This is a genomic window from Stappia sp. BW2, assembly GCF_008107695.1.
GTDB lineage: Bacteria > Pseudomonadota > Alphaproteobacteria > Rhizobiales > Stappiaceae > Roseibium.
This window is the reverse complement of the sequence record NZ_VIRG01000069.1, coordinates 1-16,503: the sequence shown is the minus strand read 5'-3', so window position 1 is coordinate 16,503 and position 16,503 is coordinate 1. Positions and strand designations below refer to the sequence as shown.

Annotated in this window: 9 protein-coding genes; 3 read left to right on the top strand and 6 right to left on the bottom strand. The window is 60.9% G+C overall.

Translation table 11 applies throughout. From position 1 onward, the window contains the following. Positions 1–6 precede the first annotated feature (6 nt). Entirely contained in the window at positions 7–1,761 is a 1,755-nt protein-coding gene (locus FMN63_RS18520; RefSeq protein ID WP_148585668.1) for a thiamine pyrophosphate-binding protein, read from the bottom strand. Between the two features lie 465 nt (positions 1,762–2,226). On the opposite strand from FMN63_RS18520, the gene FMN63_RS18515 reads away from it, so the two are divergent. Both FMN63_RS18515 and FMN63_RS18510 read left to right on the top strand, forming a co-directional pair. After that, a complete protein-coding gene (locus tag FMN63_RS18515) occupies positions 2,227–2,745 on the top strand; it encodes a TetR/AcrR family transcriptional regulator (RefSeq protein WP_286192694.1) in 519 nt (172 codons plus the stop codon). Then, positions 2,742–3,875, top strand: coding sequence for an MFS transporter (locus FMN63_RS18510; protein ID WP_148585666.1), 1,134 nt, complete (start codon positions 2,742–2,744; stop codon positions 3,873–3,875). Before FMN63_RS18515 ends, FMN63_RS18510 begins: the two co-directional genes overlap by 4 nt. Before the next feature lie 396 nt (positions 3,876–4,271). On the opposite strand, the gene FMN63_RS18505 is transcribed toward FMN63_RS18510, so the two are convergent. The 5 genes from FMN63_RS18505 to FMN63_RS18485 all read right to left on the bottom strand — a co-directional run bounded on the left by FMN63_RS18505 (position 4,272) and on the right by FMN63_RS18485 (position 14,879). Beyond that, positions 4,272–4,571 carry a hypothetical protein gene (locus FMN63_RS18505; protein WP_148585665.1) on the bottom strand — a complete coding sequence of 100 codons (300 nt, stop codon included), beginning with the start codon at positions 4,569–4,571 and terminating at the stop codon, positions 4,272–4,274. Between the two features lie 215 nt (positions 4,572–4,786). Beyond that, the gene (locus FMN63_RS18500) at positions 4,787–9,562 is read right to left on the bottom strand and encodes a VCBS domain-containing protein (protein ID WP_286192702.1); all 4,776 of its coding nucleotides are present in this window, start codon (positions 9,560–9,562) and stop codon (positions 4,787–4,789) included. Between the two features lie 378 nt (positions 9,563–9,940). Further along, on the bottom strand, positions 9,941–11,314 hold the full coding sequence (locus FMN63_RS18495) for an HlyD family type I secretion periplasmic adaptor subunit (RefSeq protein ID WP_148585663.1): 1,374 nt from the start codon (positions 11,312–11,314) through the stop codon (positions 9,941–9,943). After that, complete coding sequence (locus FMN63_RS18490) at positions 11,311–13,281, bottom strand: ATP-binding cassette domain-containing protein (protein WP_148585662.1); 1,971 nt, start codon at positions 13,279–13,281, stop codon at positions 11,311–11,313. Before FMN63_RS18490 ends, FMN63_RS18495 begins: the two co-directional genes overlap by 4 nt. Next, positions 13,278–14,879, bottom strand: coding sequence for an ABC transporter transmembrane domain-containing protein (locus FMN63_RS18485; RefSeq protein ID WP_148585661.1), 1,602 nt, complete (start codon positions 14,877–14,879; stop codon positions 13,278–13,280). The genes FMN63_RS18490 and FMN63_RS18485 overlap by 4 nt, the downstream gene beginning before the upstream one ends. Before the next feature lie 534 nt (positions 14,880–15,413). Here FMN63_RS18485 and FMN63_RS18480 point away from each other — a divergent pair. Continuing rightward, positions 15,414–16,175: a class I SAM-dependent methyltransferase gene (locus FMN63_RS18480; protein ID WP_148585660.1), complete on the top strand. Its 762-nt coding sequence runs from the start codon at positions 15,414–15,416 to the stop codon at positions 16,173–16,175. Positions 16,176–16,503: the final 328 nt, after the last annotated feature.

Genomic DNA, 16,503 nt, shown 5'->3' with positions numbered 1-16,503 from the left:
TCCCAATCACATGTAGGCAACTTCTTTCGAGGCGAGATCGAGGGGATCCTCCCCGCGTTTGTTCAGCCAGGAATAGACCGGTGGCACGCGGTCGGCGATCGATTCGATGTGAACATCGATCAGGCACGGGCCGTTTTCATGGGCGAATGCTTTGGCAAGTGCAGCGTCGAGGTCTTCCGGGGACTTGGCGGTCCAGGCTGTCAGACCGAAGGCCTCCGCAATGGCCTGTCCCTTTGGCGGCATGAAGTCGACACTGAAACACTGGTTGTGCCCCTTGAGCCGGTGGAGACCCTTGATCCAGCCGTAGTGTCCGTTGTTGAACAGGATCAGAATGGCCGGAATGTTCAGCCTTACAAGGGTCTCCATTTCGCCAACCGCCATCCCGAAGGAGCCGTCCCCGAAAAGACCGATCGGCCTTCGTGACGGATCGGCGCGCCATGCCCCGACTGTTGCGGGCAAGGCCGACCCCAGCCCGCCGAATGCCCGCGGGATCGCGAAACGGGTGCGAGGGTCGTTGATCTTCAGAAAGCGGGTCATATAGGGCGTCGGGGTTCCCGCATCCGAATAGATCAGCGCGGGCTTGCCTGATTTTTCCAAAGCTTGGTTGAAGCATCTCACGGCCCGCTCGGGACGAAGGGGCTTGCTGTCGTTGCTCAAAAGCGATTCCGCACCTTGCCAGAAGGAGGCGCGCAGTGAATTCAGATGATTGACCCATGGATGGTACTTCGAACCGTCAAAACCCTCCGGCACGATTTTCAGAAACTCCCGCAGAACGAGCTTTGCATCGCCTGTGACGGACACCACGTTCTCGTAATTGTTGGCCATGACTTCAGGGTTTATATCGATCTGGGCAACGCGCTTGTTCAAGGTGACCTTCGGAAATGTCCAGCCGATGGTCACGACCGATCCCATTTTCGAACCGACGAACAGGACAAAATCGCTTTCTTCCATGGCGCGGTTTGCGTGCGGGTGAAACCCGTTGTCTCCTATCACGCCGATCGAAAGCCGGTGGTCATCGGGCATCGTCCCCTGACCGGTCATGGTTGTGCAGACCGGGACGTTCAGACGCACCGCGAGAGCGAGTATTTCATCGCCGGCACAGGCGCGGATCACCCCGCCGCCCGATACGATCAGCGGTTTTTCAGCCTGTTTCACCGTCTCCAGCAATTTCTCGACAAGTCCGGGGGCTGGACGGGTCGGAAAGGCGGGAAAGGTTTTGCAGTCTTCCTCTATGTGCAGGGAGACCCGGTCCGAATCAACCTTGGCCGTCAGCATGTCTTCCGGAATCTGAAGATGGACGGCTCCCGGTTTTCCCGAGCAGGCCGTCCGGAAAGCCCGCCGGACGATCTCCGGCAACTTTTCCGGCGATTTGATTTGAACCGACATCTTCGTGACGGGTTCGAAGAGCTTGGCACAGTCGAGTTCGGTCAGGACCCCGCGCCCCTCACCGGGAAGGGGGATGTCAATCGTCAGCAGGATGACGGGCACGGAAGATGCGTTCGATTCAGCGATCGGCGGAAGGGAATACATCGCGCCCGCACCAGACGGGCATTCGATGATGCCGGGTTTGTCGGTAAACCGGCCGTAGGCATCCGCCATGAAACCCGCCGAGCGCTCGTCGCGGGCCATGATGTGGGTAATGCGGCCTTCGTGCGCCTGCAGGGCCTCGTAAAGTGGCACATTGGTATCGCCCGGCACACCGAAAATCGTGTCAACGCCGTATCCGATGAGCATTTCGACAAGAATGTCCGCGCCGTTCATATTTCATGTCCTTTGTTCCGACTGAACAAACGCTATCCGGGCAACCGGGCGGCCGCTACGTGCAGATTGTCGGTACAATCGATCAATCCCGGTGATTTGTTCAGCTGGAAACGGACAAACCCAAACAAGCTCCAGGCACGACCTGCCCGCCAAAGCCTCCCATCCCGTGAACTGCTTCGCTCTTTTATACCCACCATCCGGGATTTCCTCGCTGAGGAGACGAGGGCCGTAAACATGTCCGCAATGTACCGAACCTCACCAATCGGCTTGTACGGCGACTGTCCGGCTCAATGTTTTGCAGAGCAAAACCGGAAGGTGGCCTCACGGCACGGTGTGGTCATAAGGCACCGTCTCGATCGATGGTGGCTTTGCGAGGCAAGGCGGACCTCTGTTCCTGCTGGCTTGCAATGTAAAACGATCGTTGTACATTCGTGTCCGAGGACGCCAAAGGAGGTTCCCGTGGACATGACCAGCAAACTCACCGCCGCCGCCGAGAGGCTTTTCGATCGACACGGCTACGTGGCCACCGGCGTGGACCGCCTGACGGAGGCTGCGGGGATGTCGAGCCGAACGCTCTACAAGCACGCCGGCAGCAAGGCCGAGCTCATGGCGCGCGTCCTGACCGAGCGGGACCGGCGCTTCATGGCCCGGATCGAGGTGCGGACCGTCGACGCCCTGTTTGCCGCGCTCGAGGACTGGGTCCGGGTTGAGGGATGTCGGGGCTGCCTTTTCCTTCGCTCGCGCGCTGAAACTGGGGGAGACACGCCGGAGATTGCCGAGGCGGTTGCGCTGCACAAGGAGGCGTTCCACCGCCGGGTCGGCGAGGTCGTTGCCATGGACCTGGGACGCGAAGACCCCGCGCTCGCAGAGCAGGTGCTGGTCCTCTTCGAGGGGGCGACCCACGCGGCTGTGTATCGCGGAGCGCAGACCGTCTCAGCCGCACGAGCGGCGGCGGCCATCCTGATGGAGAGGGCGCGCTCATGAGTCCGACCCTTCGCATCGGCGTGACGGGCTTCGCCCTCATCGCGGTCTGTTACGGCTTTGCCCGCTTCGCCTTCGGCCTTTTCCTGCCTCAGATCGACGGCGAACTGGGCCTCGGCCCGTCCCTCGGCGGCGTCATCTCGGGTGGCTCCTTCGCCGGCTACTGTATAGCGATCGTCGCCTCGGCTATCCTGACCGAACGGTTTGGCGCGCGTGCCGTCGCGGTAGGTGCCGCCCTTGTCGCGGCGATAGGTATGGCCGGCATCGCGATCGCGCCGTCACCGCTGATCCTGGCCATCGCAGTCGTGGTCGCCGGATCAAGCACGGGCCTCGCCTCTCCGCCCATGGCCGCCGCAGTCGCCGCCGCGGTCAGCAAAGGCTGGCAGGACCTTACGAACACGGTGATCAATTCGGGCGTGAGTGCGGGCGTGGTGCTGTCGGGGCCCATCGCGCTCGCCATCACGGGACAATGGAGGTTGGCCTTCGGAGCTTTCGCAGCCGTGGCGCTGGTGTTGGCCATCGCAGCTGCGATCTCGTTTCCTGCGGCCTCGGGCAACGGTCGCGCAGGTGGCCTGCCCCCGATGACGGGGCCGGTCCTGCGACTGATTTCGGCATCCTTCCTGATGGGAGTTGCGAGCACCGCGCTCTGGTCTTTTGGGGGGCAGCTCGTCTCAAGTCAGTTGGGCTGGGGGCCAACCGGAACTGGCCTTCTCTGGATGTGCATCGGCACCGGGGGGGTGGCCGGAGCCTTGGCCGGAGCGCTCGTCAGCCGATTTGGTCACGACCGCGTTCACTGGGCTTTCCTGGGTCTGATCGCAATCAGTATCTTACTGGTCGGCTTCGGCCTCGGTCCTGTCCCCACGCTGGTTGGAGGGGTTATCTTCGGCGCAGGCTACGTGATGCTAACAGGGGTCTATCTCATCTGGGGCACTCACGCCTTGCCGGATCGGCCTGCGACCGGACTCATGGTCGGTTTCCTGACTATCGCCGTAGGCCAGACTGTCGGTGCCCCTCTCTTCGGATTTCTCATGGCGGGTCCGGGCGTAGGATCTGCCGTGATATGCTTCGCCGTCGTCGCGCTGATCGCCGGCGCTTTCCGGGCAAAGTGCGCGGTCGAAAGCGCAGTTGCGTAGCTTTGGAGACGAACGGAGCTTCCGCGAACGGTCTTGGAAGGGCTCGAAGCAGACTTGTCGCGGTACAGCATGCCGCTTCTGACCTTGGCTGCTGACTGGTCGACACAAGCGGCCTAGTGCCGACATCCAACGCCTATTTATTCAAGGATCCATTCACGCCGACAAGTCGGACGATCGCCGAACTTTGGGATGGTCACCAAAGCAGTCAGACATGTGAACGGAAGGCGTCGCCACGGGATTTCTAAGGACCCTTGCGCTGTACGCAACACCAACGACCGCCACGAGATTGAAGTGTAAGATGTGGATGTGCTGGTTATCGGCTTCTACCTCGGTGGCGATCGGGACGGAAACGGTGAAAGGCAGATCTCCGCTGCCATACCTTTGATCGTCAGGCGACTAGAGGCATGTATCGTAGCGGTTTTCGCCTTGCTCCAGCCAGTCGTTTTCTCCGTCCCCGTAAACCAGGACTACGGAGCCGTCCTCGCCGAGCAGCGCGACCACAAAACCGTTTGGTGGTTTGGAATTGCCGAAATAGCTATACGCCGTCATTGCACGGATCTTCGTGCCGTCGATCATGACGAGGGCATCCCATTCGCCATCCGCGCGGTCAAGGATCTGATACCCGATCCGACGAGGCGCCTCGCCGCCGCTGCAAAAGATGTTGCCTTCAGGCGTTTCTACCGACGCCATCAGCATGAAAGAAGTTTTTTCGGAACAGCCAGGTCTTGGCGATGCGATTCCGTCGCAGGGGTGCTCAGCGATCAATTTGCGAGTTCCGTTAGACGTGTTTGTTGTCTCGCTCCCGCTATCGCCCCTGTCCGCCCACACAGGTGCACCCGACAGGAAAAGAACCGTCACAAGACAGATCAGGTTTTTGCTCATTGCGTACGGTCCTTTTTCACTTGATAGCTTCAACCGTATTGGGACGTGTCATCATTTGGATCCGGCAAGACGGGTTCGGGGATATCCTGCGGTACATCGTGGCCCGGCCCCGGCTCCGGGGTGGCCCCAGAGCTGTCCTCGACCTTTGCGGACAGGTCGCCAATGTCGAGCGTCGACGGATCAGGTAGATCTGCGACCGGGGTTGCCAAATCCGGATCCGCACCGGCGGCATCGAGGTAAGGACTCAGATGAGCAGCGGGTGCCATGGCTGATGGCGCCGCGTCGTGCCCTTGTCCGATGGCGTCGAAATAGGCCGAAAGTCGCTCGATTCCACCGGCGACAGGTCCCTCTGGTGCCGGTGTTGGAGCTGTGTTGGCATCGCTGTCATCTGACCCAGCGCCGGTGTCGGCGAAGTCCATTGCAGTGCTGTCCGTCTCCTGCACGTGCTCCAACGCGGTACTCGCGTCGGTCAGGTCAAGCGTGACCTCATCCGTGTCAACATCGTCCGGTGCATCGTGTTGGACGGGGGCCACCGGTGTGAACGTGATGCCCTGCAGAACCGTTTGGTCGACATGATGCCCGCTGTTGCCATGCACGCTCTGGACATTGATCTGCACCTGAACATCCGCGTCGCCGGCGGCAACGCCTTGCTGGACGATGTGGAACGTATCGACATGCTGTCCGGACGCTCCCGAACTGCCGCCGTGCTTGATGACACCGGAATTCTGCTGGTAGTTGTATTCGAAGTGCCCGGTCTGGGGATCGATGATCAGCGTGCCATACTGGCCTTGCAGCGAGCTGACCGAACCGCCGTGACCGTTGTCGATGCCCCAACCGCCGGGGGCGCCGCCACCGAATGTGCCGGTCAGATGTTGCGATCCGACCCCCTGCACGGTCGCCACACTTGGCTTCACCACAGGTGCATCTGAGGTACCATGGATGGCAACAGTCAATGTATGCTGCGTTCCATCCCTGGATGTCACCACCAGAGTGTCGGTCAGAGGCGTGCTCGACGGATCAAGCGCCTGGATCACATGCTGGCTGTTGTCGGCCGTATAGGTCCAATGGCCGTGCTCGTCGATCGAAAAGCTGCCATAGCCTCCGGTCCCCTGCTGGCTCGTGACAGGCGTAAAACTGTCCTGCCCGGTGTCGACATCTGTGACAGTCAGGGTTCCGCCCGCGGTCAGGTTGCCACCAGTCAGATTGCGGTCCTCAACCACGGAAGCGCTGTCGGTCCCCGTGAACCGTGCCCCGTCATTGCTGCCCGTGACGGTGATGACGAGGTTTTCGGTGTCGGTCGCCCCGGCGCTGTCGGTCACCGTCACCGGGATGGTCACCTGCTGGGTCAGGCCGGCGGCGAGATGCTGATAGGCTGCGTGGGAAGGATCGAAGTTCCAGGAACCGTCCTGGTTCATCGTGAAGCCGTCGACGGCCTGACCGACCGCGAAGGTCTTTGTGTCGCCGTGATCGACGTCGGTTGCCACCATCTGGCCGGTAACGGTCTTTCCGTCCTCAGTGGCCGAGGCCGTCGCCGCGCGCAGCACCGGCGCATCGTTGGTGCCGTGGACGGTGATATCGATCCGGTGCGCGGTGCCATCGGCCGCATGCACCTCGTAGATCGCATGGCGTTCTTCACCCGCGGCAAGCGCCTGGATGGCGGGGTTGGTGTTGTCGACCTCGTAGCCCCACCACCCGCTGGGGAGGATGTGCAAACTGCCGCCGAAGGGGTCGGAGACCGCGTGTTCGCCCAAACTGTTGGACTGGAAGTGATCGAAGGCGGTGCCATCCGGATCGTGGACGGTCAGAATTCCGCTTACGCCGAGCGGATGCACGGACGATCGTCCGACATTCCGGTCCTCGGTGATGTCGCCTGAATCCGTTCCGGTGATCACCGCCGCGTCTTGCACCGGTGCCACGTCGATATGGAGCGTCGCGACCGATGGGGCGGCCGGGCGACCTTCGCCGGGTGAGCGATCGACTGCGACCAGAGTCACCTTCAATGTGACCGGGCCGGTGAAGTCTTTCGGAGGGGTCAACTCCAGTCCCGGGAGATCCGTAACATCGACCAACCAGCTGCCGGTACCTCCCGGATTCATGTGGCCATGGTTGAAGGTGGTACCGTGCGGGAACCCCATGATGACCACAGACTTGGACAGTGTCTCGGTCGGGTCGGTATCGACGAGCTGGGGAACAATCCCCAGCCCGATGGTCTGGTCCTCATGCGCGGCGAGCGTCGCCGTGGAAACGCTGCCCGCTGTGGCGGTGGCGCTGTCGGTCCCCTGCGTCGCCGTCACGGTGAGCGCGGGCGCGTCGATCACGCCCTTGATCTCGACTGACAACGTATGCCGCGTCCCGTCGACACTCGTCACTGTGAGCGAATCTGTCAGGCTCTGCCCACGGCCAAGCGCCTGGATCGCCTGTTGGCTGTTGTCTGCGGTGTAGGTCCAGTGGCCCTGCGCATCGAGGGAGAACGTGCCGTAGCCGCCCGAGCCCGTGGCTCCTGTCTGCGGCGTGAATGCCGCTTCACCCGCGTCGGGGTCTGTGATGGTGAGCGTGCCACCGGCCTGCAGATCTCCCGTTGCCGAAACACCTCGGTCTTCGATAACATTTCCCGTATCAGTGCCGGTGATCACCGCCGCGTCCGGCGTCGCGCCAAGCGTGAGCGAGGCTGTCTGGGCGGTGCTTCCGCCATGGCCATCGGTCACCTGGTAGCTCAGCGTGACCGGGCCGTTGTAGTCCGGGTCCGGGGTGAAGGTGAAGCCATGCGCGGCATCGCCGCTGATCGTTCCGTGGCTTGCGGTCAGACCGGTGACGGAGAGCATATCGCCGGTGTCGATGTCGGTGGCATGGGCCAAGAGCTGCGCCGCCGAGATCTGGACGGAATGATCTTCTGTTCCTCTGCCCAGGTCGACCGGGCCGGACACAACGGGACCGTCCTTGCTGCCCGTTACTGTGATGACGAGGTTTTGCGTTGAAGTCGCCCCGGCGTGGTCGGTCACCGTCACCGGGATGGTCACCTGCTGGGTCTGGCCGGCCGCCAGGTGCTGATAGGCCGCGTGGGACGGATCGAAGGACCAGGAGCCGTCCTGGTTCATCGTGAAGCCGTCGACCGGATGGCCGGCCGTGTAGGTCTGGCTATCGCCATGATCGACATCCGTTGCCACCATCTGGCCGGTAACGGTCTTTCCGTCCTCCGTGGCAGAGGCCGTCGCTGCGCTCAGGACCGGGGCATCGTTGGTGCCGTGGACGGTGATATTGATCCGGTGCGCGGTACCATCGGCCGCATGCACCTCGTAGATCGCATGGCGTTCTTCACCCACGGCAAGCGCCTGGATGGCGGGGTTGGTGTTGTCGACCTCGTAGCCCCAGATACCGCCGCGGCTGATGTGCAGGCTTCCGCCGAAGGGATCGGAGACTGCATGTTCGCCGAACTGGTTGGTTTGGAAGTGATCGAAGGCCGAGCCGTCCGGATCGTGGACGGACAGGATCCCGCCGACGGAAAGGGGATGGGCGGACGATGGCCCGACATTTCTGTCCTCGATGACCGAGCCCGTGTCGGTGCCGGTGATGATGGCGGCATCCGGTGTTGCCGCCAGTGTCAGGGAAGCCGTCTGGGCGACTGTGCCACCGTGACTGTCCGTGACCTGATAAATCAAGGTCACCGGGCCATTGTAGTTCGGGTCCGGCGTGAAGGTGAAGCCGTGCGCTGCATCGCCGGAGATGGTCCCGTGGCTCGCGCTCAATCCTGTGACGGACAGCGTATCGCCCGTGTCGATGTCCGTGGCGTGCGCCAAAAGCTGCGCTTCGCCGATCTGGACCGCCTTGTCCTCGGTCCCGCTGCCCAGATCGACCGGTCCGGAGACAACCGGGCCATCATTGCTGCCTTTGACTGTGATGACGAGGTTCTGGGTGTCGGTTGCTCCCGCGCTATCGGTGATCGTCACCGGAATGGTCAGTTGCTGTGTCTGGCCGACAGCCAGGTGCTGATAGGCCGCATGGCTGGGGTCGAACGACCACGAGCCGTCCGCATTCATCATGAAGCCGTCGACCAGATGGCCTGCGGAAAATACTTTCGTATCGCCTGCATCCATGTCCGTAGCCGACATCTGGCCGCTGACGGTTTTTCCATCCTCCGTCGCGGTGGCTGTTGCAGCCCTGAGAACCGGAGCGTCATTTGTGCCGGTAATGACAACACGCAGTTCATGTGTGGTCCCGTCCGCGCTGTGGACGGTCAATCTGTCGATCAGGCTGTCGCTCGGCTTCAGCGCCTGTATGACCGCCTGACTGTTGTCAGCAGTGTAGGTCCAGAGACCGTTTTCATTTACCGAAAAGCTGCCATAACCGGCTGAGCCCGAAACGCCGGTCACAGCCTGGAATTTTTCTTCGCCTGCGTCGGGATCCGTGACGGTCAGAAGTCCGCCCGTCGCCAGTCTACCTGCGACCACGTTGTGGTCTTCGCTCACTGAGCCGGTGTCCAGACCGGCAATGTTCGCTGCGGTTTGCGTCGCGCCGGGAATTGTTGCGCCTCCAGATCCGGGCGCGTTTGTTCCTCCTGCCGGTGGAGTGAAACCGGACGGTGTGGGTGGTGTGTGGCCGCCGCCCGGATGCGGTGTGTTCGTTCCCCCTGGTGGCTGAGTACCGACGGTCGGCGGCGACTGTGGGAAGCCGCCACCTGGCGGTGGTCTGCTGCCCGTGAGCGGTTCGGGAGCGATCCCTCCACCAGACGAAGACGCTGCATGCGCTCTTGTTGGGTGAGGCGCGCCTGACACAGCGCTGGTTTGGGAGGCCGGTGATGGCGGATCCATGTCAGGGGCAGGGCGCGCGACTATGCCTGGTGCGGATACGGGAATGGCATTGGAATCCGGTAAGACACCCTGCGTTGGAGCCGGGGTAACGGGATCCAGTGGCGCGGTGGGGGCTTGGGAAAGGTTGGTTGCGTGCTCGGAGCCGGAGTGTTGCCCCTGTATCGTGCCGGCTGCAGCCGGATCTTCGGCATTGCCAGCCTGGCCATTGCTGCCGGATGGCGAAGCGGTAGAAGTTCCGTCCTTGCCTTCCTTCTGGAGAGTCCAGCCAAACCCTTCTTCGGGTTGTATCTTCCTGGGGTCCTTGATCTCCTCCGGCGTGACCTTTGAGACCTTGGGCGAAGCAGTTTTGTCCGGTTGATCAGCCATAGCGGTCTCTCCCTACCGTTCGCTCAAGGCCAGATTCAGATTCGTGTAGATCGGTTTCCAGATGTATTCGAAGACGGTTTTCTTGCCGGTGAGGACATCGGCTTCTCCGGTCATGCCGGGCAGCAAGGCAAATTGTTCCGGATTGTCGCGGAAATAGGTGACCGGCACATCGACCAGGACTTCGTAATAGGCGGTGCCGCGCTCATCCACGATTGTTGTCGGAGACACCTCCAGAACATTGCCCTCGAGTGCGCCGTAGCGGCTGAAATCGAAGGCGTCGATCTTGAGCCTTGCCGGCTGTCCGACAGAGACAAAACCAACGTCGCGGGGCTGCAACTGGGCGGCGAAGCGAAGGCCGACGTCACGCGGAACGATTTCGGCAACAAGGCCACCAGCTTCAATCACCCGCCCCACAACTGTATCGGGTACCGACTGAACATAGCCCGCCACCGGGCTCTTGAGTTCCGTGGCGAGCACCCTTTGGCGCAGACGCACAATTTGCTCGTCTACAACACGGTGTTCACCGTTGATTTCCGCGATCCGGTCGCGTGCGTCGGCGGCCTCGTTCAGGTCAACCCGTTCCATCGCTTCACGCAGTTCGGAGATCTCCGCTTCGATGACTGCCTTCCGACCGGAGAGGTTCGCCAGCTCGTATTCGTAGCGTGCTTCTTCCTGAACCGCCTCAACCAGCCTTGAGCGCGGAGCAAGCCCCCGGTCAACCATTCCTTGAAGCGTCGTGGACAGTTCTTTCGCAACCGCCAGCTGTCGTTCAACAGCTGGCCTCTCGTGCAGGATCGCCATGAGATCGGCGTTTTTTTCCGAAACCTGTCGCTGGATAACCTGCCGTTCGTTTTCCAAAAAGGCCTTTCTGGCGTCCAGAGCGGCTTCTTCCCGGGCAATCAACTCCCTTACGGCGGCAATATCATGGTGAGGCACAGCCTCTGCTGCTGTATCGACCTCGAGCAGGTTCACCGGAGCAAGAGCCGCACCGGAGGCTGAATGGAAATCCGGTTCGCGCTGTTCGACCAGCGCGAGAAGACGTTCCTTTTCCAGCTCAAGGGCAAGGGCCTTTGCCTGCGCTTCGCGCAGTTCGGAGCGCACTTCCTCGTGGTCGAAGATGGCGATTGTGTCGCCCCTTGCAACCACATCTCCCTTGCGCACCAGAACGGATGCCAGGGCTCCGCCATGTTCGGACTGGAGCCGTTGTACCTCGGAGACCGGTTCGACCACACCACGCGCCTTTGCAACCTCGTCGATTGGTGTCATGACCGACCAGGCAATGAAAGCCACGAGGGAGACACCGATGGCAGCGGCGGCGACATTGGTCAGTCTGACCGCCTTGCCGTCGTTCAGCTCAAACCGATCATCCGCATTGGAGGGTTTCATAAGCTCGTCTCCTCGGACGGTGAAGGGGATTGGCCGGGGGGCGTGACAGGACCGAAATAGGCCGTGCTGCCTTCGTCCAGGATGAGGGCATTGTCGGCAAGCTCGGCAAATGACGTGTCATGCGTCGCGAACAGGATCGTCGCCTTGCCTTTCAGAGCCGTCAGCACCTGAAGCAGGTCGGAACGGTCCCTGGTAGCGGCAGGGCCGCTGCTGTCATCCAGCAGGATCAGGTGACTTTTGGCCACGACTTCATGGGTTTCCTGGGAACGCCACATCTCGCTGTCGGAGGCTTCAAGACGAAGCAGGCAGGTGGATCGCGCCAGGTCATCCGCATCATATTGGGTCACCGATCGTCCGTTGATCGAAAGACGACCCGACTGCGGCGAAACAAGACCGGCGACCATCTTCAGGAACGTCGATTTTCCGGATCCGTTCGGGCCCATGACAATGGTGAAGCTGCCGGGAGCGCAATCGAAGGAAATGCCGGTCAGGGCCGGGTCCGCATTCTGGTCGTACTTGAAGAACAGACCCTTGCCACTGATTTCCGGCGCGCCGTTCTCCAGTCTTTCGAGCGCCGCTGGCTGCGCCTGCGGCACTCCCAGCGAAATCGACTGCTCCAGGCCCGAAACGGCCTTGCGAATGGCCTTGAGCCTCGGCATGGCCAGGAAAAAGGCCTGGGAAGGACCGGTCACGCGCCAGGTCAGCAGCATCGTGCCGACCAGCGCCCCGGCGGTGATCGTCCCGGACATGGCAAGGGCGATGCCGATACAAAGAGTTGTCAGCGCTGCGCCGGTGCCAAGCACATAGGCAAGCGATTGGAGAGCCGCGGATCGCTGTGCCTGCCTGTGTTTTGCAAAGGCTGCCCGCCGGGCGATGGATGCAAACCTGGCGAACCAGGCAGAGCCATGATCGATGCTCTGGATGTCCGCCGCCTTGTCGCTCAGTTCCGTAAGAGCTTCCACGCGTTTTGCATTCGCGTTTTCAAGCTGTGGGTCGAGGCCCTGTCTCGCTTCGCTCAAAAGCCAGCTCAGTGCAAAGAAAAGCATAAGATAAACCGCAGGCACCACGGCCATCCAGCCTCCGACAAACGCGATTGCAAAGATCGACAACGGCACGAACGGCGTGTCAAAGATTGCCGCCGTGTTCTGGGCGGCGAACACTTCTGCGCTCAGTGAAGTTGTCTGCAATCGGGTTTGGAGCCGGTCAAAGCCGAGCCGCTGGCGGACCATTTGCGGCAGGCGCAGGATACGAGACAGCGATATGAGCCGGGTTGTTGCAACGAGCCTCGCATATTCTGCTGCAAGGATTCGGGAACGCGTGCTTCGCAGAACCAGGATTGACAGAAGAACGACGCTTGCTCCGGTAAGAAGCGGCACCAGGCTTTGCGATGCCTGTGCGCCCAGGACCCGGTCGAAGATCGCCATGGAAAAGAACGGAATGAAAAGCGCCAGGAGGTTCAGGACGAGGGACAGAAACAGCGCCGTAACGGCAACCTTGTGTATCCGGGTCCGGATGGTCGTTGCGTGAACGGCCGCGACGGAATGCTCCGGGTCGTGGACGAAGAGCATCTTACCGGCATGGTTGATCCGGCGCACAACCTGCTCGTGGGTAAGGTTTGCGGATGAGGACGCGGTCAGACGGGTGTCCTTGCGCACGAGGGCATGGACGCCCGTCTTGTCCTGAACCAGCAGGGCGCCATCAAGGCCGCTGCGCCAGGCAGCCGGGACTCGTGCCTCGACACTTGCGCCCACGTCGATGAGGTCGAGCACCATCGCAGCCTCGTCAAGCGTGGCAACACCGGTTTCATGTGGTGTCGCTGCAAGCAGGACGTCATGGGACCGCCGCCAACCGAGGTCGGTCAATGCGCTGTGCAGGATGCTTTCCAGGTCGGTCTCCCGTCTCGCAGTGCCTGTCTCTTCTGTGGCAGGCGTCGACTTATCCCTGGCCAGTTTGGTCTGGACGTTCATGCGGCAGCTTCCGTCTTTTGCGGCGGCAGGCAGACCAGGTCCTCGGCCGTTTCAAAGTGTCGGACCAAGCCGCCGGCATCCTCGAACACGACGACGGTTGTCTCGCCCGCAAGGTCTTTCAGCAGCGCGGCAAGCAGCTCCGTGCCGCGTGCATCCAGATAGAGCGAGGGATTGCGAAGCAAAAGTAGCTTCGGCTGTCCGGACAAGGCCCGGACAATCATAAGGCGCCGAAGATGGCCGTCGGAAAGCGGAACACCGAGCCCCGGCGACAGAGGCGTTTCCAGCCCCTCCCGCAGACGGCCGATTGCAGCGTCGAGGCCAAGTCGTTCCGACAGCCAGAGTGCGCGCCCCGTTGCGTCGCTGTCAAAGGCCGTCATGTTCTCAAGTATCGTGCCGTTGAAGACAGTCAGCGCGGCATCGCAGACCGAGACGTGGCCCTGGTGCGACGGCATCGGTTCGCCATCGGTCGCGACCAGTTCCACGTTATCAAGATTTCCCGCGGTTTCTCGTCTGCCGCTCTCCACGACGCGTACAAGTTCCTGAAAGAGTAGTTTTCCCTGCTGCGCATCGGCCGGTCTGACGATCAGGCACCGGCCGGGACGCACATCGTGGAGCTGGCCGTCGACCCGAAAGCGCAGCCCGACAACCTCCGTGCCCTTGCCCTTGCGCGACGGGAGATCCAGGGCGGACGTCGACGGCAGCGAAAGCAGGTCCTCTATGGTTCTGAATGCGGACGCTGAGACCCTGTGCCGCGCCATCGCGCTGATGAGGCCAAGCAGGCCGGCGACGCCTCTTTGACCGAGAATGAGGCAGGCCGCGAGCCCGCCGGTTGTCATGTCGCCTGCGAGGACAACAAGCGACCCGAACCCGAGAACCAGGACCGTCGTTGCAAGCCCCCCGGTCTGGCTCAGGTTGAGCGCGGCAGCCAGGTTGCTTTCAACGACTTCCTGCGCTGCGGCTTTTTGTTTCTCGTAATGGCGCAATTCACCGGCGAAATCTCCCAGATCCCCCCGCTCGACAATCCGGTCGATCCGCTCCCGATCATTCATGATCAGGGATGTCTGGTCCGCGGATGCCTCGAACAGTCTCACGCCGGCGCGTGCTTGTCTGAAGCCGGCGTAGAGCGCGAGGGCACCAAAGACGAGAAGCACCGCCAGCGGTCCGAAAATCGTGGGGCCCCCCAGGAACCAGACCAATACAAGAAACGTGACGGCGAAGGGCGCGTCGAAAAGCGCGAGCGTCGACTGACCCACGAGAACATCGTTGGATCTGTTGATGGCCGTAAACAGTTCGCGAATGCGCCCCGGGCTGAAACCGGCGAGCTTTTTCGCGTCGATCGTCAGCAGCTTTTCAGCAGTCTTCAGGGAGAGCTCGTATTCCGCCTTGGCCGCAAGGCGCCCGAGAATGGCGGCGCGTGCGTATTTGACCAGTCCATCCATGAGAATGGCGATGGCCACGGCCGTAAAGATGACGATTGCAGTTCCAACGGCCTGATTGGCAAGGATCCGATCATAGACCTGAATGAGTGCCAGCGGAAGGGCAAGCGCCAGGACGTTGGAGATCAGTGAGAGGGCAATCAACCAGAGTCGCGTGGTCATGAAGAACTACTTCCGTGACAGGGGGCGCGGCAATTCTGAATTCGAGTTCTGCAGCAGCAAAAATACCCGCAAACTGCACAACTAGGTCTCTTTTATGAAATTTAACTTAATGTAACTCTAGAATCAAATACATGTATAAAAATACCAATATATAAAAATACTTAATTCATCATGTGTAATATGAAAAGTTAGGTATAATTGCTTTGAATGCGCCGCATCAAAAACTCTAATTTCTTTAAAGTCCTAAAAGCACTGTAGGTGCCCTGTGACGCCCTGCATCTACACAACTGCCCGCATTTTCAACGCACACACCAATGCCAAATGTCTGCTTCCGGCCCAAGGCCGACATTCACCCAGCTCCTCTTCGCAGCGAAGCAAGCCTTTAAAGCCGCCATTCGTAACATCCGCAAAGAACATTCTTCGCTCACATGCCAACCATGCGGACACTCAGTGCACAATTCCTGAAGGTCGGTTACAGAGCGATATTGCCAGTAGAACGTTTCGCCCTGCCTGCCAGGGCGCTAGAATGTAGTAATGGATGAATTGTACCACGCCCCCAATCTCGTGGCTGTCTACGACACGCTGAACGACGAGCGCGAAGATTTCGACTTCTACCTATCCCAGCTCTTAGCCCCACCGGCGAAAGTCGCCGACCTCGGTTGCGGGACCGGCACCTTCGCGATCGAACTTGCTCACCTTGGATACCAGGTAGTCGGTATCGAGCCTGCGAGGCCGATGCTCGCCAGAGCCCGTATCAAGGGCGGAGACGCCGTCTGCTGGGTCGAAGGGACGATAGCGGACGTCCCGGAAACTGAACGGTTCAACGCCATCATCATGACCGGCCATGCATTCCAGTGTCTCCTTCGGGACACGGACGTTGAGAACCTTTTTAGCGAAGTAGGCCGGCGGCTAGCCCCCGGCGGGGCCTTCCTGTTTGAGACCCGTAACCCTGCGGCGCGCGCCTGGGATCGTTGGGCCCCCGAGCAAGCAGGCGCGCCGAGGCCGTTGCCGGACGGCCGATTGGTGCGGGTTGTTCACGAGGTCGAGCGCGCCGAGGGCGAATTGGTCACCTTCCTCGAGAGTTACGAGTTAGGCAATCCCACCGAGCGTTTGCACTCGCGTAGCACGCTGCGGTTCATGGCCGCCGAGCGGGTTATAGAGTTGGCGAAGTCACGGGGCCTCGCCGTTGAATACGTTTGGGGGACGTGGACAGGCGATCCGTTCGACCCAACGCACAGCCCAGAAATCATTTTCCGGCTTATTTCGGCCTCGGAGGGAATCGACGGGGTTACTTAATGCTGGCCACATAGGTGCGCTGAACTGAATCGATTCGAATGTTGCAGAGAGCCCTTGCCAGCTTTCTAAGTTCTCTGCTGAGCGAGGTCAGCTCCATGCGGAACACTATGCAATAATCGCAATCTAGATCGACCAAGCCGACACTTAGTAACCTCAAAGAAAGCTGAAAATTGGTGCCAATATGCGTGTACTTTCGGCCCTATGTATGTGTCGGCTGCTGTTCGCAATCGAGAATTTGGCACGATTTCGGAAATCGCTCATATGTATCCGGCCTGTTAGTCGGCTCGCGGGCCGTGGCCTTGATGGGGTTACGCACGCGCCGTGGTCT